The organism is Citrobacter farmeri (assembly GCF_019048065.1).
In the GTDB taxonomy this organism is placed as follows: Bacteria; Pseudomonadota; Gammaproteobacteria; order Enterobacterales; family Enterobacteriaceae; genus Citrobacter_A; species Citrobacter_A farmeri.
The window spans coordinates 519703-543863 of sequence record NZ_CP077291.1 but is presented as its reverse complement, the minus strand read 5'-3'; the positions used below and the strand labels follow the sequence as shown (position 1 = coordinate 543863).

At 53.8% G+C, this 24161-nt stretch carries 26 protein-coding genes; 14 read left to right on the top strand and 12 right to left on the bottom strand.

Annotated features, from left to right (window positions below):
• Positions 1 to 60 precede the first annotated feature (60 nt).
• The 6 genes from I6L53_RS02550 to paeA all read left to right on the top strand — a co-directional run bounded on the left by I6L53_RS02550 (position 61) and on the right by paeA (position 7610).
• Positions 61 to 1215 (top strand): Gfo/Idh/MocA family protein, encoded by a 1155-nt coding sequence (locus I6L53_RS02550; protein ID WP_042321570.1) that lies wholly within the window; start codon positions 61 to 63, stop codon positions 1213 to 1215.
• Positions 1216 to 1230: 15 nt separating this feature from the next.
• The gene (locus tag I6L53_RS02545; RefSeq protein ID WP_042321567.1) at positions 1231 to 2415 is read left to right on the top strand and encodes a Gfo/Idh/MocA family protein; all 1185 of its coding nucleotides are present in this window, start codon (positions 1231 to 1233) and stop codon (positions 2413 to 2415) included.
• A complete protein-coding gene (locus tag I6L53_RS02540) occupies positions 2412 to 3479 on the top strand; it encodes a Gfo/Idh/MocA family protein (RefSeq protein ID WP_042321565.1) in 1068 nt (355 codons plus the stop codon). Before I6L53_RS02545 ends, I6L53_RS02540 begins: the two co-directional genes overlap by 4 nt.
• Positions 3480 to 3490: 11 nt before the next feature.
• A complete protein-coding gene (locus I6L53_RS02535; protein ID WP_042322695.1) occupies positions 3491 to 4513 on the top strand; it encodes a Gfo/Idh/MocA family protein in 1023 nt (340 codons plus the stop codon).
• A gap of 70 nt (positions 4514 to 4583) precedes the next feature.
• Entirely contained in the window at positions 4584 to 6128 is a 1545-nt protein-coding gene (locus I6L53_RS02530; protein WP_042321563.1) for an MFS transporter, read from the top strand.
• 144 nt (positions 6129 to 6272) lie between these two features.
• Positions 6273 to 7610 carry a polyamine export protein PaeA gene (paeA, locus tag I6L53_RS02525; RefSeq protein ID WP_042321561.1) on the top strand — a complete coding sequence of 446 codons (1338 nt, stop codon included), beginning with the start codon at positions 6273 to 6275 and terminating at the stop codon, positions 7608 to 7610.
• Between the two features lie 81 nt (positions 7611 to 7691).
• Here the strand turns inward: paeA and I6L53_RS02520 are convergent, their stop codons facing one another.
• Positions 7692 to 7898, bottom strand: a complete 207-nt coding sequence (locus I6L53_RS02520) for a DUF1107 domain-containing protein (RefSeq protein ID WP_004857160.1) — start codon at positions 7896 to 7898, stop codon at positions 7692 to 7694.
• Positions 7899 to 8221: 323 nt separating this feature from the next.
• On the opposite strand from I6L53_RS02520, the gene I6L53_RS02515 reads away from it, so the two are divergent.
• A complete protein-coding gene (locus tag I6L53_RS02515) occupies positions 8222 to 8779 on the top strand; it encodes a YtfJ family protein (RefSeq protein WP_042321559.1) in 558 nt (185 codons plus the stop codon).
• Here I6L53_RS02515 and cysQ read toward each other — a convergent pair.
• Positions 8769 to 9509 carry a 3'(2'),5'-bisphosphate nucleotidase CysQ gene (cysQ, locus tag I6L53_RS02510; protein ID WP_042321557.1) on the bottom strand — a complete coding sequence of 247 codons (741 nt, stop codon included), beginning with the start codon at positions 9507 to 9509 and terminating at the stop codon, positions 8769 to 8771. The two genes, I6L53_RS02515 and cysQ, sit on opposite strands and share 11 nt — an antisense overlap.
• 188 nt (positions 9510 to 9697) lie before the next feature.
• Between cysQ and cpdB the strand changes: the two genes are divergently transcribed.
• A complete protein-coding gene (cpdB, locus tag I6L53_RS02505) occupies positions 9698 to 11641 on the top strand; it encodes a 2',3'-cyclic-nucleotide 2'-phosphodiesterase (protein WP_042321554.1) in 1944 nt (647 codons plus the stop codon).
• Between the two features lie 38 nt (positions 11642 to 11679).
• On the opposite strand, the gene I6L53_RS02500 is transcribed toward cpdB, so the two are convergent.
• The gene (locus I6L53_RS02500; protein WP_042321550.1) at positions 11680 to 12060 is read right to left on the bottom strand and encodes a winged helix-turn-helix transcriptional regulator; all 381 of its coding nucleotides are present in this window, start codon (positions 12058 to 12060) and stop codon (positions 11680 to 11682) included.
• An 89-nt stretch (positions 12061 to 12149) separates the two neighbouring features.
• Here I6L53_RS02500 and I6L53_RS02495 point away from each other — a divergent pair, with 89 nt between their 5' ends.
• The 4 genes from I6L53_RS02495 to ytfE all read left to right on the top strand — a co-directional run bounded on the left by I6L53_RS02495 (position 12150) and on the right by ytfE (position 15699).
• The gene (locus I6L53_RS02495; protein WP_042321548.1) at positions 12150 to 12998 is read left to right on the top strand and encodes an SDR family oxidoreductase; all 849 of its coding nucleotides are present in this window, start codon (positions 12150 to 12152) and stop codon (positions 12996 to 12998) included.
• Between the two features lie 81 nt (positions 12999 to 13079).
• Positions 13080 to 13904, top strand: a complete 825-nt coding sequence (locus I6L53_RS02490; RefSeq protein ID WP_042322693.1) for an AraC family transcriptional regulator — start codon at positions 13080 to 13082, stop codon at positions 13902 to 13904.
• A gap of 76 nt (positions 13905 to 13980) precedes the next feature.
• The gene (locus tag I6L53_RS02485) at positions 13981 to 14952 is read left to right on the top strand and encodes a DMT family transporter (RefSeq protein ID WP_042321546.1); all 972 of its coding nucleotides are present in this window, start codon (positions 13981 to 13983) and stop codon (positions 14950 to 14952) included.
• Between the two features lie 84 nt (positions 14953 to 15036).
• Positions 15037 to 15699, top strand: coding sequence for an iron-sulfur cluster repair protein YtfE (gene ytfE / locus I6L53_RS02480; RefSeq protein WP_042321544.1), 663 nt, complete (start codon positions 15037 to 15039; stop codon positions 15697 to 15699).
• A 99-nt stretch (positions 15700 to 15798) separates the two neighbouring features.
• On the opposite strand, the gene cycA is transcribed toward ytfE, so the two are convergent.
• Positions 15799 to 17208, bottom strand: coding sequence for a D-serine/D-alanine/glycine transporter (gene cycA / locus I6L53_RS02475; RefSeq protein WP_042321541.1), 1410 nt, complete (start codon positions 17206 to 17208; stop codon positions 15799 to 15801).
• Positions 17209 to 17529: 321 nt separating this feature from the next.
• The gene (gene fklB / locus I6L53_RS02470) at positions 17530 to 18150 is read right to left on the bottom strand and encodes a BamJ family beta-barrel-assembly machinery protein (RefSeq protein WP_042321539.1); all 621 of its coding nucleotides are present in this window, start codon (positions 18148 to 18150) and stop codon (positions 17530 to 17532) included.
• Between the two features lie 220 nt (positions 18151 to 18370).
• Here fklB and I6L53_RS02465 point away from each other — a divergent pair, with 220 nt between their 5' ends.
• Positions 18371 to 19015, top strand: coding sequence for an OapA family protein (locus I6L53_RS02465; RefSeq protein WP_042321538.1), 645 nt, complete (start codon positions 18371 to 18373; stop codon positions 19013 to 19015).
• Between the two features lie 99 nt (positions 19016 to 19114).
• Here I6L53_RS02465 and I6L53_RS02460 read toward each other — a convergent pair whose 3' ends face one another.
• The 6 genes from I6L53_RS02460 to I6L53_RS02435 form a co-directional block, all read right to left on the bottom strand.
• On the bottom strand, positions 19115 to 20044 hold the full coding sequence (locus tag I6L53_RS02460) for a DMT family transporter (protein ID WP_042321536.1): 930 nt from the start codon (positions 20042 to 20044) through the stop codon (positions 19115 to 19117).
• A gap of 144 nt (positions 20045 to 20188) precedes the next feature.
• Positions 20189 to 20638: a 50S ribosomal protein L9 gene (gene rplI / locus I6L53_RS02455; protein WP_042321534.1), complete on the bottom strand. Its 450-nt coding sequence runs from the start codon at positions 20636 to 20638 to the stop codon at positions 20189 to 20191.
• A gap of 41 nt (positions 20639 to 20679) precedes the next feature.
• Entirely contained in the window at positions 20680 to 20907 is a 228-nt protein-coding gene (gene rpsR, locus I6L53_RS02450; RefSeq protein WP_000135199.1) for a 30S ribosomal protein S18, read from the bottom strand.
• A gap of 4 nt (positions 20908 to 20911) precedes the next feature.
• On the bottom strand, positions 20912 to 21226 hold the full coding sequence (gene priB, locus I6L53_RS02445) for a primosomal replication protein N (RefSeq protein WP_042321531.1): 315 nt from the start codon (positions 21224 to 21226) through the stop codon (positions 20912 to 20914).
• A 6-nt stretch (positions 21227 to 21232) separates the two neighbouring features.
• On the bottom strand, positions 21233 to 21628 hold the full coding sequence (gene rpsF, locus I6L53_RS02440; protein ID WP_042321529.1) for a 30S ribosomal protein S6: 396 nt from the start codon (positions 21626 to 21628) through the stop codon (positions 21233 to 21235).
• A 159-nt stretch (positions 21629 to 21787) separates the two neighbouring features.
• Positions 21788 to 22552 (bottom strand): TSUP family transporter, encoded by a 765-nt coding sequence (locus I6L53_RS02435; protein WP_042321527.1) that lies wholly within the window; start codon positions 22550 to 22552, stop codon positions 21788 to 21790.
• A 300-nt stretch (positions 22553 to 22852) separates the two neighbouring features.
• Between I6L53_RS02435 and yjfY the strand changes: the two genes are divergently transcribed.
• Positions 22853 to 23128, top strand: coding sequence for a DUF1471 family protein YjfY (gene yjfY / locus I6L53_RS02430; protein ID WP_042321525.1), 276 nt, complete (start codon positions 22853 to 22855; stop codon positions 23126 to 23128).
• Positions 23129 to 23284: 156 nt separating this feature from the next.
• Here the strand turns inward: yjfY and I6L53_RS02425 are convergent, their stop codons facing one another.
• On the bottom strand, positions 23285 to 24160 hold the full coding sequence (locus tag I6L53_RS02425) for an L-ribulose-5-phosphate 3-epimerase (protein WP_042321523.1): 876 nt from the start codon (positions 24158 to 24160) through the stop codon (positions 23285 to 23287).
• Position 24161 lies beyond the last annotated feature (1 nt).

The window sequence follows — 24161 nt, the reverse complement described above, 5'->3', positions numbered from 1 at the left end:
GACCTTCCAGGCGTTTCTTATGTTCCGCTTATCCCTCATTGATCCTGAGTAAGGCATGACATGAAAAAAGTACGTTTTGGCATTATTGGCGTGGGCAACATCGGTACCGTCCACGCCCGGTATCTTCTGGCTGGAGCCGTGAATGACGCCTGCCTGACTGCCGTCTGCGACAACAACGCCGCTAAGCATGCGGCTATCCGCCAGTTGGTGGGTGATTCCGTGACGCTGTTCAGCGACGCGCGCGACATGCTGGAGAGCGGACTGATTGATGCCGTCATCGTCGCGACACCGCACTATGATCATCCTGGGCTGTCCATCATGGCCATGCGTCTGGGGATCCACACGCTCTGTGAGAAGCCCGCTGGTGTTTATACCGCTCAGGTTAAGGAGATGAACGCCTGCGCCCGTGAGTGCGACGTGGTCTTTAGCATGATGTACAACCAGCGTCCTAACCCGCTGTATCAAAAGGTGAAAGACCTGATCGACAGCGGCGAACTCGGCGAACTGCGCCGCTCCAACTGGATCATCACTAACTGGTATCGCTCGCAGAGCTACTACAACTCCGGAGGCTGGCGCGCAACCTGGAAAGGCGAAGGGGGCGGCGTGTTGCTGAATCAGGATCCGCATCAACTCGATCTCTGGCAGTGGCTGGTCGGTATGCCCGTGCGGATGCGCGCTTTCTGCCAGTTCGGCAAACATCGGCAGATCGAAGTCGAAAACGAGGTGACGGCGTATGCCGAGTACGCGAATGGGGCGACGGGGGTCTTCATCACCACCACCGCCGAAGCACCGGGCACCAACCGTCTGGAAATTGTCGGCGATCGCGGAAAAGTGGTTGTCGAAGAGGGACGTCTGCGTTTCTGGCGGTTACGTGAATCTGAAACAGACTTTAACGCCCGCTGGCAAGATGGCTTCGGTGAGCCGGAGTGCTGGGAAGTCATCATCCCTACCGCCCCGGAGTGTAGCGAACACGTTGTTATTACCCGTAATTTCACCGCCGCTATCCTGCATGGCGAACCGCTCATCGCCCCAGGTCAGGAGGGCATTCATGGTCTGACGCTGTCCAATGCTATGCATCTTTCCACCTGGACAGACGACTGGGTCACGCTGCCCTTTGACGAGCAGCGCTACTACCAACTGTTACAGGAACATATTGCGTCATCGGTCGAAAAAACGGTTGCCAGCCGCACGCTGGATGCTTCCGGAACCTGGTAACAGTGGAGTGTAAGCATGCTGAATATCGCGATTGTTGGAACGGGGAATATCTCTCATCAGCACATTCAGGGCTATCTGACGTTTCCGGAGCGCTGTCGAATTGTCGCCCTGGTGGATATTTTCCCCGAAAAGGCCGAAGAGAAGAAAGCGCGTTACGGACTACACGACGCGCAGGTTTACCCCAGCCATCGGGCAATGCTGGAGGCGGGAACAGCGGTTGACCTGGTGGATGTCTGCACCCCGCCCTACGTCCACGCGGAAATCGCCATCGATGCCCTGAACCGCGGCAAACATGTCCTTTGCGAAAAACCGATGGCCGCGTCGCTGGAAGAGTGTGACGCGATGATGGCTGCGCAACGGGCCTGCGGCAAAACGTTGTCTGTCATCGCGCAAAACCGTTTTACCGACGCCTTCTGGCGTTTGAAAACGGCGATAGATTCCGGCCTGGCGGGCAAGATTTGTCACGCCCAGGTGGATTCCTTCTGGTGGCGCGGGCACTGCTATTACGACCTGTGGTGGCGCGGCACGTGGGAAAAGGAAGGCGGTGGCTGCACGCTCAACCACGCGGTGCACCATATTGACGCCATCCAGTGGATGCTCGGTTTTCCCAGCGAAGTGGTGGCGATGATGACCAACGTCGCCCACGACAATGCGGAAGTAGAAGATCTCAGCGCCGCCATCTTCCGGTATCCCAATGGCGCGCTGACCCAACTGACCGCCTCCGTGGTGCATCACGGTGAAGATCAGAAAATTGTGATTCAGGGTGAGAAAGCGCGCATTTCCGCGCCGTGGAACGTGTTCGCCAGCCAGTCCGCAGACAACGGTTTTCCACAGACAGAAAACGATAATGCGCGAGAAGACCGTCTGACATCGCAGTTTCACGCCACCCCAGCGCTTCGATGGACGCTGCATACCGGGCAAATCGACAACGTGTTAACCGCCATTGAACAGCAGATCGAACCGCTGGTGGATGGTGAACAGGGCAAACGCTCGCTGGAATTGATCACCGCTGTCTACAAATCGGCGATCACCCGTTCGGTCGTGACTCTGCCTGTTCAGCGCGACGACGCGTTTTATCGCACGGGCGGCCTGCTCCAAAAGGCACCACATTTTTATGAAAAATCCGCCTCGGTGAGCAATTTTGCAGAGGTGGCCGCGATCCCGCTGGGTAAAGACTTAGATTCAGGAGTGGAAAAATGAACAAGCATGACGGTATGAACTATGCCCCGACCGGGAAACCTCAGCCAGTAGTAATGCCCGGCGAATTTATCATTGCCGCAGCGGCACTCGATCACGGCCATATCTACGGCATGTGCAATGGGTTAATTGAGGCTGGCGCCACACTGAAATGGGTGTACGACCCGGATCCGGCAAAAGTGGCGAGCTTTTTACAACAGTATCCGCAGGCGCAGGCCGCTGATTCTCTGGCAACGATCCTTAATGACACAACGGTGAACCTGGTCGCCAGTGCGGCAATCCCCTCGGAGCGCTGCCCACTGGGACTAAAAGTGATGGCAGCCGGGAAAGACTATTTCACCGACAAAGCGCCGCTGACTACGTTGGATCAACTGGAGGATGCCAAAGCGATGGTGGCGAAAACCGGGCGTAAATACGCGGTCTACTACAGCGAACGCCTGCATGTGGAAAGTGCCGTTTTCGCGGGCGATTTGGTGAAACAGGGGGCGATTGGTCAGGTCATACAAACACTCGGAACCGGCCCGCACCGTGAAGGTAGCGGTCGCCCGGACTGGTTCTACGAGCGACGCTTTTTCGGCGGCATTCTCTGCGACATCGGCAGTCATCAGATCGAACAGTTTCTGTTCTATACCGGCAACAGCGACGCACGCATCGTGGCAAGCCAGGTACGCAACGTAAATCATCCGCAATATCCACAATTCGAAGATTTTGGCGACGCGATGCTGGCGGGCGATAACGGCGCAACGGGCTACTTCCGCTGCGACTGGTTCACGCCGGGCGGCCTCTCAACCTGGGGCGATGGACGTCTGACGCTGCTCGGCACGGAGGGCTATATCGAAATTCGCAAATATGTCGATATCACTCGCGGCGAGCAGGATGTGGTCTATCTGGTCAATAAAGAGGGGGAATTCCGTTATCCCGTCGCCGGCAAGGTGGGCTTTCCGTACTTTGGTCAGCTCATCCTCGACTGTATCCGGCGCACTGAAAACGCCATGACGCAGGAGCACGCCTTTAAAGCGGCGGAGCTGTGCGTTAAGGCGCAGATGCGGGCAAACGCGAACGCGTGATGGGAGGCGCCATGAACACAGTGAATGCCGCCATTATCGGCGGGGGGGCTATCCATGCCATCCACGCGGAGGCGCTACAGCAGTTGCCCAACGTCAGGCTGCGCGCGATTGCCGAAACGGACATCAACAAAGGACGTCAACTGGCGGCGCTTTATGATTGCCATTTTTATCATGACTACCGCGAAATGCTCTGGGATGACACGATCGACGTGGTGCACATTTGCACGCCGCACTATCTGCATAAACCGATGATTCTTGCCGCACTGGCGGCAGGGAAACATGTACTTTGCGAAAAACCAGCAGTGATGCACACGCTGGACGTGGCCGAAGTCGAAACAGCCCTCGCCCATGCGCGGGGCAAGCTTGGGATCTGCTATCAGAACCGGTTCAATCCCACCAGTCTCGCCATTAAGCACCAGTTGCAGGAGGGGGCGATCGGCAAGATGCTCACGATTAAAGCGGTGCTGACCTGGTCGCGCGGCGGCAGTTATTACACCGCCAGTCCCTGGCGGGGAAAAGCAGCCACCGAAGGCGGTTGTCTGCTCATCAACCAGGCGATCCACACGCTCGATCTGATGCAATGGTTTGCCGAAGGCGTGACGCGTGTCAAGGGAGTGGTCGACAACACCTGGCTTGCCGGTACCATCGACGGTGAAGACAGCGCAATGGCAACCTTTGCCTTTCGCAACGGTGCGCGTGGACTGTTTTATGCCAGCAACTGCCACACCGCCAACTCACCGCTACAGCTGGAAATTCACGGCGAAAAAGGCACTTTGCTTCTTGAGGGGAGCGAGCTGTGGCGTATCCACGCAGAGACCCGACAAAAGCTGGCAAGCGACGCGGCCCCTGACGGCAGCGGCAAAAGCTACTGGGGCGTCGGCCATCACGAAGCGATCCGTCAGTTCTATGACGCCCTACACCATCCCACCGCCGGGAGCGTATGCAGCATTCACGAAGCCGCTAAATCATTGCAGATCGTCGATGCCATTTATCGTTCGTCGCAATTACGTACCTGGATAAACCTGGAGAAATAAATCCGCGGAAAGTGAATCCAGGCCGGATAAGGCACATCCGGCAATCAAGTGATACTAAAGGAATAATTATATGGCGAAACCTACTGAACGCAGAGTAGGTTACGGCGTAGCGATTGGCTACGGCGTAACCGATTTATTTGGCGGCGGTGCATTTGCAGTTATTGGCACCTGGCTGTTATTTTTTTACACCACCTATTGTGGACTGTCTGTACTGGAAGCCGGTTCTATATTTGCTATTGCACGTATCATCGATGCAATATTAAGCCCGGTGATGGGTTATATTACTGATAACTTCGGCAACACCTGGCTGGGGAAAAAATTTGGTCGTCGTCGTTTCTTTTTATTAATCAGTGCTCCGCTCATGTTTCTCTACGCGCTGGTGTGGATTACCGACATGAGCTACTGGTATTACCTGGGAACGTATCTTTCCATCGAACTGCTGTCCGCGATGGTGCTGGTGCCCTGGGAGACGCTGTCGGCGGAGATGACCAACCGCTTCAGCGAACGTACTCGCCTCTCTGGCGTACGCATGATGTGTTCACAACTGGGCGGTTTTTTAGCCGTTTCCGTACCCGGCATTATTATGCAATATACGGGTAAAGATAATTCATTGACCTATACTTTGACCGGACTCGTGTTTGCGATTATTTATTGTGTCGCCGTATTCACCACCTGGGCAACGACCTGGGAAGCAAAAGATGTGCGGGAAGAATATGAATTCACGCCGGACACACAGCGCAGCTCTGGCTTATTTAACCACCTGAAGTATTTGGTGGTGGATCTTTTTTCCGCCTTTAAACTGCGTATTTTTCGCCAGCATATTATTATCTATATTTGTTCATTTACCGCTCTGGATGTCTTTGGTTCCGTTTTCACTTATTACGTGATCTATGGATTAAAACAGGATGCGGCCACGGTTTCCGGACTGTTAAGTATCGCGGCGTTTGTTTCAGTCCCTGGCACATTCGGCTTTATGATGTTAATGAATAAGCTCAACATGACACCGTCTGCGGCGCTGCGCCTCTCCTATGGCTGCATTTTCTTCGTCCTGGCCTGTCTTTTTACCCTTTATCTGGGTGATATCCAGCTACCGGCCCTGCTCTTTTCCGCGATATTTGTCCTGTTTGGTCTGGCAAAAGCCGGGTTGTATTACATCCCGTGGAACATCTATAGCTTTATTCCGGATGTGGATGAAATCGTCACCCGCCAGCGTCGGGAAGGCATTTTTGCCGGGGTGATGGTGCTGACCCGCAAAAGCACCGTCGCGCTGGCGATTATGTTGATTGGCGTGGTGCTGGAAGAGAGCGGCTTTGTCAAAGGCGGCGGTTCGCAGCCCATCAGCGCGCTGCATGCCATTATTGGCCTGATGATATTTGCGACTGCTGCCCTGCTGGCTATCAGTTTTTACACCACGTTCCGGTTTAAGCTGACGCAAAAGACGCACAAAATCCTGATCAAAGAAGTGGCGCGCCGCAAACTCGGCGGTGAATGTGAAGACTGCGACGAAGAGACCCGGGCCGTCATTAAGTCACTCACCGGTTTCGCCTACGATGAAATCTGGGATGCCGCGCCTGGCGCACGCGATAAGCGTCGAACGGCTACCGCTGAAAATTAAGCCTCTGGCGGCTTTACAGTCCCTTACGCTATACTAGCCCCTGAACTTACCGGCTCACCTCTACGAGCCGGTTTTCATTAAGCTTTACCACATGGATTTATCAACTTCCCTTCCGAGGATCTGACCGATACGGTTAGATAAGATATGTTAAACAGTATTTTTATTATTCTTTGCCTGATCGCTGTGAGTGCGTTCTTCTCGATATCCGAGATCTCACTTGCCGCTTCACGTAAAATTAAGCTCAAACTGCTGGCCGATGAAGGCAATCTCAATGCGCAACGCGTGTTGAAAATGCAGGAAAACCCTGGGATGTTCTTCACGGTAGTGCAAATCGGTCTGAACGCGGTCGCTATTCTTGGCGGTATCGTGGGCGACGCCGCATTTTCCCCGGCCTTCAATACCTTATTCTCTCGCTACATATCGCCAGAACTCTCTGAGCAGTTGAGTTTTATTCTCTCCTTCTCGCTGGTCACCGGTATGTTTATCCTCTTCGCGGACTTAACCCCGAAACGCATCGGTATGATTGCGCCAGAAGCTGTGGCTTTGCGTATCATCAACCCGATGCGCTTCTGTCTGTTTGTTTTCACGCCGCTGGTGTGGTTCTTCAACGGGTTAGCGAACGTGATCTTTCGCATCTTCAAGCTGCCGATGGTGCGCAAAGATGACATCACATCAGATGATATTTATGCCGTGGTGGAAGCTGGCGCGCTCGCAGGCGTGTTACGTAAACAGGAACATGAACTGATTGAGAACGTCTTCGAGCTGGAATCACGTACCGTACCATCATCCATGACGCCGCGTGAAAACGTGATCTGGTTCGATCTGCATGAAGACGAACAGAGCCTGAAGAATAAAGTGGCGGAACATCCGCACTCCAAGTTCCTCGTCTGTAACGAAGACATTGACCACATCATTGGTTATGTCGACTCGAAAGATTTACTGAATCGCGTCCTGGCGAATCAGAGCATGGCGCTGAACAGCGGTGTGCAGATCCGTAACACCCTGATTGTTCCAGATACGCTGACCCTTTCAGAAGCACTGGAAAGTTTCAAAACGGCCGGTGAAGACTTTGCGGTAATCATGAACGAGTACGCGCTGGTCGTGGGTATCATCACCCTGAATGACGTCATGACTACGCTGATGGGCGATCTGGTCGGTCAGGGGCTGGAAGAGCAGATTGTGGCCCGCGACGAAAACTCCTGGCTGATCGACGGCGGTACGCCGATCGATGACGTGATGCGCGTGCTGGATATCGATGAATTCCCGCAGTCGGGCAACTACGAGACGATTGGCGGCTTTATGATGTTCATGCTGCGTAAAATCCCGAAACGTACCGATTCCGTGAAGTTCTCTGGCTACAAATTTGAAGTGGTGGATATTGATAACTACCGTATCGATCAGTTGCTGGTGACCCGTCTTGACAGTAAACCGAGCATACTGGTACCGAAACTGCCGGACGCCAGGGAAGACGTTAAAGCGTAGTTTGCGCCTGTCAGGCTTGCTTCAGAAACATCAACGGCTCCCAGTGGGAGCCGTTTTTTAAACTACTGCATAGCACTTTGGTTAAGCCATCTCAGTTTGCAGACGCAGAACCTGACGGTTGACTTCGGACATCACAGACAGATGCTGTTTATCCTTCACTTTTGGGATAAGAATCTTACCCTTATCAAACTCAAAAGCGCCAACGTCCTTGATATATAACCGTCCACGAAACAGGATCTTCACGTACTTCGCCACTTGCAGTGGGTTGTACCGTTGGAAAATTTTCATTGTTATCTCCTGCTTAAGTCACGCCCTTGTGGTACCACAATCGGTCCAACCGTTCTAAGGCGCAAAATTTAATGCCATTTGACTATAGACTATCTGTACGATGTTTCCAGCGCGTATAAGTTTATTTACCTTTCCATTACAGTTAATCAGAATCATCTCTGAATCACGGTGCTGTCCTCAGTATAAGCCTTCGTTTTTCGCAGGATTTGTGCGCCCGTCCGCAAACTGGCATCGCTCTTGCGGGAAAAAGCATCATTCGCACATATGATTAAAAATCAGACCTAAGTGGTCGGATCACCTGCAAACAATAAGAAGGAAACACCATGACCTTACGTAAGATTCTGGCGCTGGCGTGCCTGTTAGTGCCGATGATGGCCTCCGCACATCGCTTCGAAACGGGCCAGCGCGTCCCGCCGGTAGGCATTGCCGATCGCGGCGAATTGATTCTTGAAAATGATAAGTTCAGCTATAAAAGCTGGAACAGCGCACAGTTGCCCGGGAAAGTGCGAATCCTTCAGCACATCGCCGGACGCACCTCTGCTAAAGAAAAAAATGCGACGCTGATTGAAGCGATCAAAGCGGCAAAACTGCCCCATGACGTTTATCAGACCACGACGATCGTCAACACTGACGACGCGATTCCTGGCTCCGGTATGTTTGTGCGCAGCAGTCTTGAGAGCAATAAGAAGCTTTACCCGTGGTCGCAGTTCATTGTCGACAGTGACGGTGTGGCCCGTAAAGCCTGGCAACTGGATGAAGAGAGTTCAGCTATCGCAGTACTCGACAAAGACGGTCGCGTACAGTGGGCGAAGGACGGAGCGCTAACCCAGGAAGAAGTGCAGCAGGTGATTGCCCTGCTGCATAAGTTGCTTAATAAATAGAGACCCGGAAGCCGGGGTTAAGGAACGATTCACGCGGGGTGTAGTCCAGCGGCTTACCCTGCCAGTCGTGAACGTGCGCCCCGGCGGCGGCGGCGACGGCGTGGCCTGCCGCCGTGTCCCAGACGTTGGTCGGCCCAAAGCGGGGATACAGTTGCGCCTGCCCCTCCGCGACCAGACAGAACTTCAGCGACGAACCAATCGACGTCGTCTGGTGTTCACCCAGCTGCTGTAAGTATTCTTTCAGTTCATTGTCTGCATGGGAGCGGCTAATGACCACCAGCGGCGGGCGCGCGTCGCGTACCTGTATTTGCTTGCGCACGTTGCACTCTTCTTTCCAGGCTTTACCTTCTGCCGCGCTGTACATCACTTTCATAACCGGAGCGTAGACCACACCCAGTACCGGCTTACCCTTCTCGATAAGCGCAATGTTCACGGTGAACTCGCCGTTGCGTTTAATGAACTCTTTGGTGCCGTCCAGCGGGTCGACTAACCAGTAACGCTGCCAGTGCTGACGCACTTCCCAGGCCGGCGGATCCTCTTCGGAGAGTACCGGAATTTCTGGCGTCAGCTGCGTTAAGCCTTCGAGAATCACTGCATGTGCAGCAATATCTGCCGCGGTTACCGGAGAATCGTCCTGCTTGCTGGCAATCTCCATCGGTTTGACTCCATCATAGACCTGCATAATGGCATCGCCCGCGTTCCGTGCAAGCTGGCATACGTGTTCTAACATTCTCCACCTCGTTTGTGGCCGTGGCGTTAACTCATTGTTTTACTTATACCCGATCAGAGGCGAATCCGCCAACTGTGATAGTGTCTGCGGTTTTGCTTGCTAAACTGATGCATGATTCACAGTTCTGTAAGCAAGAAGATTTATATACATTTTCTTTTGTGGCTTAGATCTGAAAAGGATGCCCCCTGATGATTAAGTTTAGTGCAACGGTTTTGGCCACGCTGATCGCGGCCAGCGTGAATGCCGCGACCGTCGATCTGCGGATAATGGAAACCACTGATTTACATAGCAACATGATGGATTTCGATTATTACAAAGATACCGCAACCGAAAAATTCGGACTGGTACGTACCGCAAGCCTGATTAACGCCGCGCGCAGTGAAGCGAAAAATAGCGTGCTGGTCGATAACGGCGATCTGATTCAGGGCAGCCCGCTGGGCGACTATATGGCGGCCAAAGGGTTGAAGGACGGTGATATCCATCCGGTCTACAAGGCGCTAAATACGCTGGATTATGCTGTGGGTAATCTCGGTAACCATGAGTTTAATTACGGGCTGGAGTATCTGCAAAAGGCGCTGGCTGGCGCGAAGTTCCCCTACGTTAACGCCAATATTATCGATGTTAAGACGCAAAAGCCGTTGTTTACTCCCTATCTTATTAAAGAGACTGACGTCGTCGATCAGGATGGCCGCAAACAGAAGCTGAACATTGGCTATATCGGGTTTGTCCCTCCGCAGATCATGACCTGGGATAAAGCGAACCTGAGCGGTAAAGTGACGGTTAACGACATTACCGCCACCGCGCGCCAGTATGTCCCGGAAATGCGCGAAAAAGGCGCCGATGTGGTGGTGGTGATTGCGCACTCAGGGCTCTCAGCAGACCCCTACCAGAGCATGGCTGAGAACTCCGTTTATTATCTCAGTGACGTGCCCGGCGTGGACGCGATCATGTTTGGTCATGCCCACGCGGTCTTCCCCGGTAAAGACTTTGCCAGCATCAAAGGTGCCGATATCGCGAAAGGGACGCTGAACGGTGTACCGGCGGTGATGCCTGGCATGTGGGGAGACCATCTGGGCGTGGTGGATTTGGTGCTCAATAATGACAGCGGCAAATGGCAGGTGACGCAGGCCAAAGCCGAAGCGCGGCCAATTTACGACGCGGCTGCGAAAAAATCACTGGCTGGCGAAGACAGCAAACTGGTGGATATTCTGAAAGCCGACCACGACGCGACCCGTGAATTTGTCAGTAAGCCGATCGGCAAATCCGCCGATAATATGTACAGCTATCTGGCGCTGGTGCAGGACGATCCGACCGTTCAGGTAGTCAATAACGCGCAGAAAGCCTATGTCGAACACTTCATTCAGGGCGACCCGGACCTGGCGAAACTACCGGTGCTTTCCGCTGCTGCGCCGTTTAAAGTCGGCGGGCGCAAGAACGATCCGGCCAGTTTTGTCGAGGTCGAGAAAGGCCAGCTAACCTTCCGGAATGCCGCCGATCTCTATCTGTACCCGAACACGCTGGTGGTTGTAAAGGCCAGCGGCAAAGAGGTGAAAGAGTGGCTTGAGTGCTCAGCCGGACAGTTTAATCAAATAGACAGCACCAGCAGCAAGCCGCAGTCACTCATTAACTGGGATGGTTTCCGCACCTATAACTTTGATGTCATTGATGGTGTGGAATACCAGATTGATGTCTCGCAGCCCGCACGTTATGACGGCGAATGCCAGACGGTAAATCCGGCAGCGGAAAGGATTAAAAATCTGACCTTCAACGGCAAGCCTATTGATCCTAACGCCACCTTCCTGGTCGCCACCAATAACTATCGCGCCTATGGCGGTAAGTTTGCCGGAACCGGTGACACTCATATTGCCTTTGCGTCACCGGACGAGAACCGCTCGGTGCTGGCGGCATGGATTGGCGCGGAATCTAAACGTGCCGGGGAAATTCATCCGGCTGCCGATAACAACTGGCGTCTGGCACCGATTCACAGCGAGACGAAGCTGGATATCCGCTTCGAAACGTCACCGAGTGATAAAGCCGCCGCGTTTATTAAAGAAAAAGGTCAATACCCCATGCAGCACGTCACCACCGATGATATCGGTTTTGCGATTTATCAGTTGGATTTAAGCAAGTAACGTCAATGCCGGATGGCATACCGCCATCCGGCAACATTTTATGCCGCCCGCTCTTCCCGCTGCGCTAACACCTGTGGCAAATTTAATTCAATCCAGTCCGCCAGGGCGGCGACTTTGTCGCTAACCTGCTCACCCAACGGAGTCAGACTGTACTCCACGTGCGGCGGCACAACCGGATACGATACCCGGTTGATAAACCCATCCTGCTCCAGCGCCTGCAACGACTGCGCCAACATCTTCTCGCTCACGCCGCCCATTTTACGGCGCAGATCGCTGAAACGGTGAGTACCGTCACGTAGCGCCACCAGAATCAACACGCCCCAGCGGCTCGTCACATGCTTTAACACTTCACGCGACGGACACTGCTCGGCAAACAAATTGCCGTCACGAAGTTGTTGAGAAAGGGTCGATGCACTCATTTTATACTTACCTTTTTGTGCGTACTTACTAAAAGTAAGTTTAAGTGCTAGCTTTATAAAACACAAGCGACACATTAAGGAGTCACCTCATGATTGCCATTACCGGCGCAACGGGCCAACTGGGCCAACACGTTATTGAGAATCTGCTGAAAACCGTTCCTGCCAGCCAGATTGTGGCGATAGTTCGCAATCCGGCAAAGGCCACCGCATTAAGCCAACAGGGAATCACCGTACGTCAGGCGGATTACAGCGATGAAACCGCATTCACCCGGGCATTGCAGGGAGTGGATAAGCTGCTGCTGATTTCTTCCAGCGAAGTGGGGCAGCGTGCCGCTCAGCACCGCAATGTCATTAATGCAGCGAAGGCGGCGAACGTAAAATTTATCGCCTACACCAGCCTGTTGCATGCCGACCGTTCTCCGCTGGGCCTGCACGTCGAACACATTGAAACCGAGAAGATGCTGGCAGACTCCGGTATTGCCCACGCGCTGCTGCGTAACGGTTGGTATACCGAAAACTATCTTGCGAGCGCCCCTGCTGCGCTGGAGCATGGCGTGTTTATCGGCGCTGCGGGCGAGGGCAAAATTGCCTGTGCGACGCGCGCAGATTACGCCGCTGCCGCCGCACAGGTGATCAGCACCGAAGGTCATGCCGGGAAGGTGTATGAACTGGCGGGTGATGAATCCTGGACGCTGAGCCAACTGGCCGCAGAACTGAGTAAACAGAGCGGCAAACCTGTCGTCTATCAGAACCTGAGCGAAGCCGATTTCGCCGCTGCGCTGAAAGGGGTCGGTTTGCCTGCGGGTCTGGCGGATATGCTGGCCGATTCGGATACCGGGGCATCCAAAGGCGGTTTGTTCGATGACAGCCACACGCTGAGCAAGTTGATCGGTCGCCCAACCACTCCCCTGGCCGAAAGCGTCAAAGGCATTCTTTAAGTGTTAAAAATCGGTTAATTATGGTGGCATCCCCATGCATCCTCTCTGATAATGACAGGATGATGCGTGGGGAGAGAAAACGTGCAAGGTGTACCTGAGCAGTTTAGCGATGAAAAAGACAGTGCCCGCTTTCGCCATCTGGCACAGGTACCGGGCGTTGAGCTGTATCACGCGCATATTTCACGCTACGCCTTTGAACCGCACACCCACGAAGCGTTCGGCATTGGCGCGATAGAAGCCGGAGCCGAGCGTTTTCGCTATCGCGGCACGCAGTACGTTGCCCCAGCTCACTCGGTCGTGACGATGAATCCGGATGAGTTACATACCGGCGAAGCCGAAACCGCCGACGGCTGGCGCTACCGGATGATCTATCTGGAGCCCGATCTGCTTGAAGAGGTAACCGGCATCCGTCACTGGTGGTTTCATGACGTCACGCGTCACGATCCCCTCCGCTCACGTCAGATCTGTTCGCTAATCCACGGCCTGTGGCACACCGACGATCCCTTAGCGCAAAAAGGGTTGTTGTTGGATCTGATCGATACCTTCCAGCCGCTGGCGCGCCATGCCCCGGTATCGCAGGAAGGCACCCATCGCTTTGCGCGCGTACGCGACTATTTGCATGACAACTACATGCGTCCGATAACCCTCGACGAACTGGCACGCGTTGCCTCGCTAAGTCCCTGGCATTTTCAACGCCAGTTCAAAGCCCATTTCCACGTGACGCCGCATCAGATGCTGATGGCAATCCGCCTGTGGCGAGCGAAAGGATTTCTGACTCTCGGCATGCCCGCTGCGGATGTTGCCGCCGCGACCGGCCTGACCGATCAGTCCCACCTCACCCGCGCCTTTACCCATCGCTATGGCATTACTCCCGTACGCTATCAAAAGCAGGTTTATTCGCGCTAATGCGCAAGCTCATACAATACGCGCCCCAGTTCCCTGCCTACACTTTTCGTCATGTTTAACGCTGTGGATGTGAAGAATGATTAGCGGTGTGTTGTATGCCCTGCTGGCAGGGTTGATGTGGGGACTGATTTTTGTCGGGCCGTTGATCGTGCCGGAATATCCGGCGGTGCTGCAGTCGATGGGGCGCTATCTGGCGTTAGGCCTGATAGCCCTGCCGCTGGCGTGGCTCGGACGCGTGCGCCTGCGACAGCTTTCACCAAAAGACTGGCTAACCGCGCTGGGGCTGACCATGATGGGCAATCTGATTTATTACGTCTGCCTTGCCAGCGCCATTCAGCGTACCGGGGCGCCGGTCTCAACGATGATCATCGCCACGCTGCCGGTCGTCATTCCGGTATTTGCCAACCTGCTGTACAGTCATCGCGACGGCAGACTCTCCTGGCGACGACTGGCTCCCGCACTGGTGCTGATTGGTATCGGGCTGCTGTGTGTGAACATTGCGGAACTCAACCAGGGTTTGCCTGATTTCAGCGGCTGGCGTTACGGTTCCGGTATTGCGCTGGCGCTGGTGTCGGTGGTGTGCTGGGCCTGGTACGCGCTGCGCAATGCCCGCTGGCTGCGGGAGAATCCGGATAAGCATCCGATGATGTGGGCGACGGCGCAGGCGCTGGTGACGTTACCTGTGTCGCTGCTCGGCTACCTCGTCGCCTGCCTCTGGCTGCACGGGAAAATGCCCGACTTCTCCCTGCCGTTCGGCCCGCGACCGGCTGTGTTTGTCGGCCTGATGGTGGCGATTGCGGTGTTGTGCTCATGGGTGGGTGCGCTGTGCTGGAACATCGCCAGCCAGCGGTTACCGACGGTGATCCTCGGCCCGTTGATCGTGTTCGAAACGCTGGCGGGTTTACTGTATACCTTCATCTTACGCCAGACTCTTCCCCCTGCGCTGACCCTCAGCGGTATCGCCTTGCTGGTTATCGGCGTGGTGGTGGCTGTCAGAGCAAAACCGGAAAAACCACGCGTCATTCCGCTTTCAGAGCCAGGCCATTAATCCGTCCCCCCCGAAAGGGTTATAGCGCCCGATTAAAGTTGCATTTAAAATGCACTTTATATTATTGAGAATGAGGTAACGGCTATGGCTTATCGCGATCAACCTTTAGGTGAACTGGCGCTCTCTATTCCTCGCGCTTCGGCCCTGTTTCGTAAGTACGATATGGATTACTGCTGTGGCGGTAAACAGACGCTGGCGCGTGCAGCCGCCCGTAAAGAGCTGGATGTTGACGCCATCGAAGCGCAACTGGCGGAACTGGCAGAGCAGCCGATCGAGAAGGACTGGCGCACCGCGCCGTTGGCCGACATTATCGACCACATCATCGTGCGCTTTCACGACAGACACCGCGAGCAACTGCCGGAACTGATCCTGCAGGCCACCAAAGTTGAACGCGTTCATGCCGATAAGCCCAACGTACCGAAAGGTCTGGCGAAGTATCTGACCATGCTGCATCAGGAGCTTTCAAGCCACATGATGAAAGAGGAGCAGATCCTGTTCCCGATGATCAAACAGGGCATGGGCAGCCAGGCGATGGGACCAATTAGCGTCATGGAAAGCGAGCATGATGACGCGGGAGAACTGCTGGAAGTGATTAAACACACCACCCAGAATGTGACGATCCCGCCAGAAGCGTGCACCACCTGGAAAGCGATGTACAACGGCATCAATGAGATGATTGATGACCTGATGGAACATATCAGCCTGGAAAATAATGTGTTGTTTCCTCGGGCGTTAGCGGGGGAGTAAATAAAATGCCCGGTGGCGCTAGCGCTTACCGGGCCTACGGGAACTCACCGTATAGACGTTTTGTAGGCCGGATAGGCGCAGCGCCATCCGGCAATCAGATTAACGAATCCCTGCCATCCGCTTCTTACCGATCAGCCACCAGCCCAGCCCCAGGGCGATGAACCACAGCGGCGTGACGATCAGCGCCTGACGGGTATCATCTTCAAGGGTCAGCAGTACCAGAACGAAGACGAAGAACGCCATGCACACCCAGCACATCAACTTACCAAGCGGCATTTTGTAGATAGACTTCTCATGCAGATGTGGACGCTGTTTGCGATACACCAGGTATGAGCACAGGATGATGGTCCAGACGAACATGAACAGGATCGCCGACACGGTGGTGATCATGGTGAATGCGCCAATCACGCTCGGATTGACATACAGCATGACTACACCGCCCAGCAGGCAGATACAGGAGAAGGTCAGCCCTTTCGCCGGTACCGCGCGCTTTGACAGCTTAGCGAACGCTTTTGGCGCGACGCCTTCCTGCGCCAGACCAAACAGCATACGGCTGGTGGAGAACACACCGCTGTTGGCCGATGACGCCGCCGACGTCAGGACCACGAAGTTAATCACGCTCGCGGCGGCAGGCAGACCGACCAGAACGAACAGCTCAACGAACGGGCTCTTATCCGGCACCACGGAACTCCACGGCGTCACGGACATAATGACGATCAGCGCAAAGACGTAGAACATGATGATACGAATTGGAATCGAGTTGATGGCCCGCGGCAGGGATTTTTCCGGATCTTTGGTTTCCGCAGCCGTCGTCCCGACCAGTTCGATCCCGACAAAGGCGAACACCGCAATCTGGAAACCGGCAAAGAAGCCGCTAATGCCTTTCGGGAACCAGCCGCCGTCATTCCACAGATGCGCAAACGAGGCCTCCACGCCGGTTGGCGACTGGAAGTGCATGGCAATCATCACCAGGCCGACAATAATCAGCGACACGATGGCAACGATTTTGATCATCGCGAACCAGAACTCCATCTCGCCGAACATTTTCACCGTGGCGAGGTTGAGGCTCAGCAGCAGGACCACCACCGCCAGAGAGGCGACCCAGTCGGAAAGTCCGGGGAACCAGAACTGCGCGTAGGCGGTAATGGCGACAACATCCGCCATCCCGGTAACCACCCAGCAGAACCAGTAGGTCCAGCCGGTAAAATAACCTGCCCACGGTCCCAGCAGATCCGAAGCAAAGTCGCTAAAAGATTTGTATTCCAGATTCGAGAGCAGCAATTCTCCCATTGCACGCATAACGAAAAAGAGCATGAAGCCGATGATCATATAAACAAAAATGATCGACGGCCCGGCAAGACTGATGGTTTTACCCGAGCCCATAAACAGGCCCGTACCAATGGCGCCGCCGATGGCAATAAGCTGAATATGTCGGTTTGTGAGATTGCGCCGTAGCGACTGTTCAGTCGGAGCCTGTTCGTCGGCAGCGACTTTTACCTGATCTACCATGTTTTATTCTTCCTGTACCTGTCTGTGTTGTGCGGGCTCTACGGCCTTTAGTGCGTCTGTTGTGCATCAATGATGCGACGATCCTGTTTTCAGGACTTATCGATATTAGGTAAGAATCGGCGGGATGAATACTAAGTTTTAGATATTATGTTAATTATATGTTTAAAGTGAGTGTCATATCACTCTGGCAACGCGAATTAGCTCACAAAAATACACGCAACCAACGCATTTGCAAGATAAAATTCCGATATCTGACGAGTAAACAGCGTGATTGCGTATGTTCTGTTCCCCTCCAGCGCGAAGGGGAACAGAAGTGACTACTTACAGGATTTCCAGCAGTTCTACGTCAAACACCAGGGTGCTGAACGGCGGGATCGATGCACCCGCGCCACGTTCGCCGTAAGCCAGTTCCTGAGGAATAGTCAGTTCCCATTTAGAGCCAACCGGCATCAGGGTCAGGGCTTCAATCCAGCCAGGAATAACGCCATTTACCGGGAATTCCGCCGGTTCGCCGCGCGCAACGGAGCTGTCAAAGACGGTGCCGTCGATCAGTTTACCGGTGTAGTGAACGCGAACGCGGTCAGTACGGGCCGGAATAGCGCCCTCGCCCTGGGTCAGCACGCGGAATTGCAAACCCGACTCTGTGCTGTTCACACCGTCTTTCTCACGGTTTTGTTCCAGATACTTCACACCATCCGCGGCCATCGCCTGGAAACGTTCGCGACGTACGGCATCCGCACGTTCATGAATCTCACGCAGCGCACGATGTACCACGTCAACCGGCACAGCTGGCTGCTTGCCTTCCAGCGCGTCAGCAATACCGGCAACCAGCGCTTCAGGCAACAGCCCTTCCAGTCCGGATTCGCTCAGTTGCTGTCCTACCTGCAAACCAATGCCGTAGCTTGCTTGCGCTTCGATAGTGTCAAAAGTCGGGGTTGCCATTGTATTTCCTTCATCGGATATAAAAAGTAGCGGGCAGCATAACAGCCAGGCCTCTCCCGGTAAAATGTTGTCTCGGAGAGGATGACAAATCACGACGAAAAAGAAACAATAGGGATATCCCCCTGGATATGTGCCAAAAACAGGGAATATCACGAACATCATAGCGTTAGCTGTCTATACTCTATGATTGAGGAACGAGACGCGGAGCAGGAGGAAAGCCATGCCCGGGCGCTTTGAATTAAAACCAACCCTGGCGAAAATCTGGCATGCACCGGACAATTTTCGCATTATGGATCCGCTTCCGTCTATGCATCGCCGCGGCATTATCATTGCGGCGATTGTACTGGTCGTCGGTTTCCTGCTCCCCTCAGGCGACACGAATGATGCACCACCGGTAACCCGTAACGCGCAGCTGGATCTCCAGTCGCCGTCTCAACCGCCGACCGAAGCACAACTTCAGGCTCAGCTTGTTGCTCCGCAAAACGATCCGGGGCAGGTCGCTCCCGTCGCGCCGGAACCCATTCAGGAAGGCCAGCCGGAAGAGCAGCCTCAGACACAACAACCGCAAACCCAGCCTTTCCAACAAGACAGCGGCATTGACCAACAGTGGCGTTCTTATCGCGTCGAGTCAGGTAAAACGATGGCGCAACTGTTCCGTGACCACGGACTGCCGCCAACGGATGTGTACGCGATGGCGCAGGTTGAAGGCGCGGGCAAGCCGCTCAGCACTCTGCAAAATGGGCAGATGGTGCAAATTCGTCAGAATGCGAATGGCGTGGTCACCGGGCTGACGATCGATACCGGAAACAATCAACAGGTGCTGTTTACCCGTCAGCCTGACGGCAGTTTTATCCGCGTTCGTTAAAGCAAATTGCCGTCGCCTGATGCGCAGCGCCATCAGGCATATCAGCGCAGTGCCGGATGGCGGCTTTGCCTTATCCGGCCGACAACTTCGCTGGTGGCGTTAGCGCTTTATCTTATTGACCCACCATATCCCCGAGCACACCAGCAGCAGTGCAATCGCATATTTCCACTCCAGGATATTCTCGCCGAGGAAAATAGCGGACAGCACCGCGCCAGAGACCGGGATCAGGAAATTAAACGGCGCAATCATCCCCACGCGGTTGTACTTGAGCAAAATACTCCACAGCGCAAACGCCACCGAAGAGAGCAATGTCAGGTAACCCAGAATCGCCACCGATGCAAGTCCGTGGACGTTCAGCGTGCCGCCAAAGACATAACCACCGATCATCAGTACCAGTCCGCCAATCCCCAGCTGGTAGCCCGTCATCACCGTCGGATCGACCGTCTGAGAGAGTCGCTTACCGTACAGCGTCGCGGCGGAGAGAATGAATGCTGCCAGCACTATCGAGCCATCACCGGCCAGCGTAAAACTAAAATCCAGCAGCCCACTGTTGAAGTTCACCACCATCACGCCGGCAAAACCCAGTATGCAGCCCAGCGTTTTGTTGTAGCTAAGCTTGTCGTTCTGGTAGATGAAGTGCGCCAACAGTACGCTGAAGAAGGTACCCGTGGCGTTCATGATCGACCCTTTCACACCGGTCGTGAACGCCAGGCCGATATAAAAGAAGATGTATTGCAGCGAAGTCTGCGTCATCCCCAACAGCGTCAGTTGCCCAAACTGGCGGGAACTCAGGCGGCCTATCGGCTTACGTTGCGCTATCGCCAGCAGGAGTAATAACAGGCCAGCGAACAGAAAGCGGTATCCGGCGAAAACAATTTTGGAGGGGATATCGTCAGCGGCTATCTGGAAGATCTCATAGCCGCTTTTTATAGCAGGATAGGCGCTACCCCAGAGCAAACAACAAAACGCAGCGCTCAGCCAGACGACATTTTTACGCGCAAACAGAGGTTGCGGGTGCGGAGTATCCATTCATCACCATATTGAAATTATGTTTTATTTTTAGTGATTATCCCGAAAAGGATAAAGAATAGCCAGAGCGAAAAATGAGGGAAGCAGAAAAGCAAAACGCCGACACGAGGCCGGCGTTTCTTACGCGATTGTCAGAATAAAAACTTATTCTGCAACAACGTTAATGGTCAGCTTAGCGAATACTTCGCTGTGAACCTGGAAGTCCACTACGTGCTCACCAGTGGTACGCAGAACACCGTTCGGCAGACGAACTTCGCTCTTAGCCACTTCAACGCCTGCTGCAGTCACTGCATCAGCGATGTCGCGGGTACCGATGGAACCGAACAGTTTACCTTCGTCGCCTGCTTTAGACGTGATGGTAACGGTTTCCAGTGCGTTGATTTTCTCTGCGCGTGCATTTGCAGCAGCCAGAACGTCAGCCAGTTTAGCTTCCAGTTCAGCGCGACGTGCTTCGAAATATTCAACGTTTTTCTTGGTAGCAGGAACAGCTTTACCCTGTGGTACCAGGAAGTTACGAGCATAGCCCGCTTTAACGTTAACCTGATCACCCAGGCTACCCAGGTTTGCTACTTTATCAAGCAGAATAACTTGCATTACCTTATCCTCTCAAAGTCGTATTAATGGACCGTGACCGATTACTGATGACGATCAGTGTACGGCAGCAGAGACAGGTAGCGAGCGCGTTTGATAGCGCGAGCCAGCTGACGCTGGTATTTTGCACGGGTACCGGTGATACGGCTTGGGACAATCTTACCGCTTTCGGTGATGTAGTTTTTCAGCGTAGCGATATCTTTATAGTCGATCTCTTGAACGCCTTCCGCGGTGAAACGGCAGAACTTGCGACGACGGAAATAACGTGCCATATGGCTAGTCTCCAGAATCTATCAATTCAATCTGCTCGGCATGCAGAACCATTTTGCTCAGGCCGTTCTTTGCCTTGTGGCAAGAGATGAACCCCTGAACGGTCACTGCGCTACCGACCGTTATACTGTGAGTAATGGCCTGGTTTTCGTGTCCGCTAACAATAACGGGCATTTGGCACCACGCCTGCCGGTGAAATCCGGCTTCCTCCTGCACAGAACGATGCTCAAGCACGAACTGGCAGTGCGGAATTCCTGATGGACTGACCTTTCGAAGGGGGGTCCTGCACACGGTGCCGGACAACACCAGACGGTTGGTCATCAGAAATTACTCTTCAGAATCCCCAGCTTCAGCATCATCTGCGGTTTCGTTTGCGAAATCATCGCGACGCTCACGGCGCTCGTCTTTCGCTTTAACCATCGGAGATGCTTCGGTAACAGCGTGCTTAGTACGCATTACCATGCTGCGGATAACGGCGTCGTTGAAGCGGAAAGTTGTTTCCAGCTCATCGATCACTTCCTGCGGCGCTTCAACGTTCAGCAGAACGTAGTGAGCTTTGTGCAGTTTGTTGATCGGGTAAGCCAGCTGACGGCGGCCCCAGTCTTCCAGACGGTGGATCTTGCCTTCTGCACCAGTGATGGCAGCAGAGTAACGCTCGATCATACCCGGAACCTGTTCGCTCTGGTCAGGATGGACCATAAAAACGATTTCGTAATGACGCATCGAATTGCTCCTTACGGATTATTCAGCCTCCTGTCTGGGTCAGCCGCGGCCCATGGAGGCAAGGAACGTGTTAAAGGTCGGCTGAAAAATTGACGCGTCATAATACTGGTGTCAGGCCGCAAACTCAAGGCGATTCCAGGAATATTTGTCAGGATACCCTCAATACATATCCAACAGCATTTTGCCGCTGATGCAGATGGAAACAATCACGATCATCGGCCTGATGACTTTCTTGCCGCGCGTGAGGACCACCGACGCCCCCAGACGTGCGCCCAGCGCCTGCCCGACGAACATCACCAGTCCCAGCGACCAGATCATCTTGCCGCCAAAAATGAAGAACAGAATTGAGGCGATGTTGGAGGCAAGATTAATGAAATTAGAGTGAATTTGCGCTTTATCGATGCTGTAACCCCACAACAGGATATAACTCAGGGTATAAAAGGAACCTGCCCCGGCGCCGAGGAATCCATCATAAAAACCGACGCACCCTCCCCCGATCAGGGAAAAAAGAAACAGTGATACCTGCTGCTTCTTTTTCGGTTCGGTGAGATTCGGGGCAAAAATAAAGTAGAGCGCTACCGCGATGATGAGCACTGGCAACAGTTTTTTCAGTAACTCCGGCTCAATGAACTGGATCAGCGTCGTCCCCAACGCCGAACCCACAAACGCCGCAAAAAAGACATACTTATGCTGCTGAACGTTGATATGTCCACGACGCAGAAAGTAGATCCCTGACGTCAATGAACTGCCCAGAGCCTGAATCTTATTGGTCGCCAGCGCATTGGCCGGTGGCAATCCGGAGATCAACAGCGCCCCTATCGACAAAAACCCCCCGCCGCCAGAAACGACATTAATAAAACCCGCTATCAGCGCCACCATAAACATAATGGCGAAGTAGCTGAAATCCATGAATGAAGTATCCATATCTTTTTGCCTTATTATCATAAAGTTAGCTTTATGTTTCGGCTCACTATAAGCGGCGATGGCCGGTAGCGATATTGACGATTCGGTAAGAGTTCTTGCCAGAAAAACAGGTATTTTTCGCCACAGCGAAACGGGCTAGCCGATTGTTTATGTTCAGAAAGAACGGATCGCGGTAATTTTTTGAACAACTGCATCAGAAATGGTCGCTATCGACCGACAAAGTAGCGATTAAAATTAAATCAGACGTTATCGACTTACAGGAGAAATCACTCACCAGAGTCAGCTGTCGAGGAGGTAGGTATGCGAATCCGTTTTATCACCTTTCTGGCGGGACTGTTGCTCAGTGCAAATACACTCGCCGCCATTGAAATAGACCACCAGCAAGCCAGAAACATGGATGATGTGCAGAGCTTAGGCGTGATTTACATCAATCATAACTTCGCCACTGAAAGTGAAGCAGGTCAGGCTCTGAATGAAGAGACCGACGCGCAAGGCGCAAAGTACTACCACGTGATCCTGATGCGGGAACCCGGTAGTAACGGCAACATCCACGCCAGCGCGGATATTTATCGCTAGCACCAGGAAAGTCCAACGAAAAGAGAGCCATAGTTTGACTTGCCCCCTGAACAGGGGGCTTTTTTGCCTTAACGCTCCATAACCTGTGCGGTTGCCCCTGGCGAAAACACGTTCGGAACCATCCTTGTATAACGAGTTTATTCATCAGATAGCGGGCTATTGATTTGGAACCAGGCTTAATGCCGCCTCCAATAGACCCGCGCTGGTCATACGCGCTTTCACCCAGTCGCGCGCCTTCGCCACTTCATGTACCGGGTCGTCCGACGTTTCACTCCACATCTCAATCAGGTATGGTCCGCAATACCCGCTCTGTTTGAGCGTCGCAAAACACCGTTCGAAATCAACAACCCCTTCACCAAACGGCACATTTTTGAATACGCCGGGTTTGGTATCCTTCACGTGTACGGCAACGATGTGACCTATCCCCGCCTGCAACTCCATCTGCACGTCGTTATCCCACGCCGACAAATTGCCGATATCGGGATACAGCTGGAACCACGGATTGTTGAGATAGTGGGCGTACCCCAGCGCCTTGCTGATCGAGTTCATCAGTGGATAATCCATGATTTCCATCGCCAGCGTCACCTGCGCACGGCTCGCCATCTCCACGCTCTCTTTCAGCCCATCGCGAAACCGGCGCCGCGTTTCATTATTGGCCTGCTGGTAATAGACGTCGTAACCCGCTAGTTGAATAACGCGAATACCAATATCCTGCGCAAACTGAATGGCTTTACGCATGATCTCCAGCCCCTGTTCGCGCACCGCATCATCTTCACTGCCAAGCGGGAAACGACGATGAGCACTCAGGCATATGGACGGTACCCGTATCCCTGTATCGGCGATAGCGGCCACTAGCGCCAGTCGCTGCTCGCGGTTCCAGTCAAGCCGCGCCAGGCGAGCGTCGGTTTCATCAACTGACATTTCGACAAAATCAAAGCCCAGTTGCTTCGCCAACTGCAGGCGTTCCAGCCAACACTCCCCGCCGGGGAGCGCTTTTTCATAAATACCGAGCGGGATTGGTTTCGACAACATA

Excerpts from the sequence above, each read along its gene's own strand:
- I6L53_RS02550 (WP_042321570.1), top strand. The coding sequence starts at position 61 with ATGAAAAAAGTACGTTTTGGCATTATTGGCGTGGGCAACATCGGTACC.
- I6L53_RS02435 (WP_042321527.1), bottom strand. The coding sequence starts at position 22,552 with ATGGATACTTCATTCATGGATTTCAGCTACTTCGCCATTATGTTTATG.
- yjfY (WP_042321525.1), top strand. The coding sequence starts at position 22,853 with ATGCGAATCCGTTTTATCACCTTTCTGGCGGGACTGTTGCTCAGTGCA.
- cpdB (WP_042321554.1), top strand. The coding sequence starts at position 9,698 with ATGATTAAGTTTAGTGCAACGGTTTTGGCCACGCTGATCGCGGCCAGC.
- I6L53_RS02545 (WP_042321567.1), top strand. The coding sequence starts at position 1,231 with ATGCTGAATATCGCGATTGTTGGAACGGGGAATATCTCTCATCAGCAC.
- priB (WP_042321531.1), bottom strand. The coding sequence starts at position 21,226 with ATGACCAACCGTCTGGTGTTGTCCGGCACCGTGTGCAGGACCCCCCTT.
- I6L53_RS02520 (WP_004857160.1), bottom strand. The coding sequence starts at position 7,898 with ATGAAAATTTTCCAACGGTACAACCCACTGCAAGTGGCGAAGTACGTG.
- rpsR (WP_000135199.1), bottom strand. The coding sequence starts at position 20,907 with ATGGCACGTTATTTCCGTCGTCGCAAGTTCTGCCGTTTCACCGCGGAA.
- I6L53_RS02500 (WP_042321550.1), bottom strand. The coding sequence starts at position 12,060 with ATGAGTGCATCGACCCTTTCTCAACAACTTCGTGACGGCAATTTGTTT.
- paeA (WP_042321561.1), top strand. The coding sequence starts at position 6,273 with ATGTTAAACAGTATTTTTATTATTCTTTGCCTGATCGCTGTGAGTGCG.
- I6L53_RS02465 (WP_042321538.1), top strand. The coding sequence starts at position 18,371 with ATGCCCGGGCGCTTTGAATTAAAACCAACCCTGGCGAAAATCTGGCAT.
- cycA (WP_042321541.1), bottom strand. The coding sequence starts at position 17,208 with ATGGTAGATCAGGTAAAAGTCGCTGCCGACGAACAGGCTCCGACTGAA.
- I6L53_RS02425 (WP_042321523.1), bottom strand. The coding sequence starts at position 24,160 with ATGTTGTCGAAACCAATCCCGCTCGGTATTTATGAAAAAGCGCTCCCC.
- I6L53_RS02460 (WP_042321536.1), bottom strand. The coding sequence starts at position 20,044 with ATGGATACTCCGCACCCGCAACCTCTGTTTGCGCGTAAAAATGTCGTC.
- I6L53_RS02530 (WP_042321563.1), top strand. The coding sequence starts at position 4,584 with ATGGCGAAACCTACTGAACGCAGAGTAGGTTACGGCGTAGCGATTGGC.
- rplI (WP_042321534.1), bottom strand. The coding sequence starts at position 20,638 with ATGCAAGTTATTCTGCTTGATAAAGTAGCAAACCTGGGTAGCCTGGGT.
- I6L53_RS02535 (WP_042322695.1), top strand. The coding sequence starts at position 3,491 with ATGAACACAGTGAATGCCGCCATTATCGGCGGGGGGGCTATCCATGCC.
- I6L53_RS02515 (WP_042321559.1), top strand. The coding sequence starts at position 8,222 with ATGACCTTACGTAAGATTCTGGCGCTGGCGTGCCTGTTAGTGCCGATG.
- fklB (WP_042321539.1), bottom strand. The coding sequence starts at position 18,150 with ATGGCAACCCCGACTTTTGACACTATCGAAGCGCAAGCAAGCTACGGC.
- ytfE (WP_042321544.1), top strand. The coding sequence starts at position 15,037 with ATGGCTTATCGCGATCAACCTTTAGGTGAACTGGCGCTCTCTATTCCT.
- I6L53_RS02485 (WP_042321546.1), top strand. The coding sequence starts at position 13,981 with ATGATTAGCGGTGTGTTGTATGCCCTGCTGGCAGGGTTGATGTGGGGA.
- I6L53_RS02540 (WP_042321565.1), top strand. The coding sequence starts at position 2,412 with ATGAACAAGCATGACGGTATGAACTATGCCCCGACCGGGAAACCTCAG.
- cysQ (WP_042321557.1), bottom strand. The coding sequence starts at position 9,509 with ATGTTAGAACACGTATGCCAGCTTGCACGGAACGCGGGCGATGCCATT.
- rpsF (WP_042321529.1), bottom strand. The coding sequence starts at position 21,628 with ATGCGTCATTACGAAATCGTTTTTATGGTCCATCCTGACCAGAGCGAA.
- I6L53_RS02495 (WP_042321548.1), top strand. The coding sequence starts at position 12,150 with ATGATTGCCATTACCGGCGCAACGGGCCAACTGGGCCAACACGTTATT.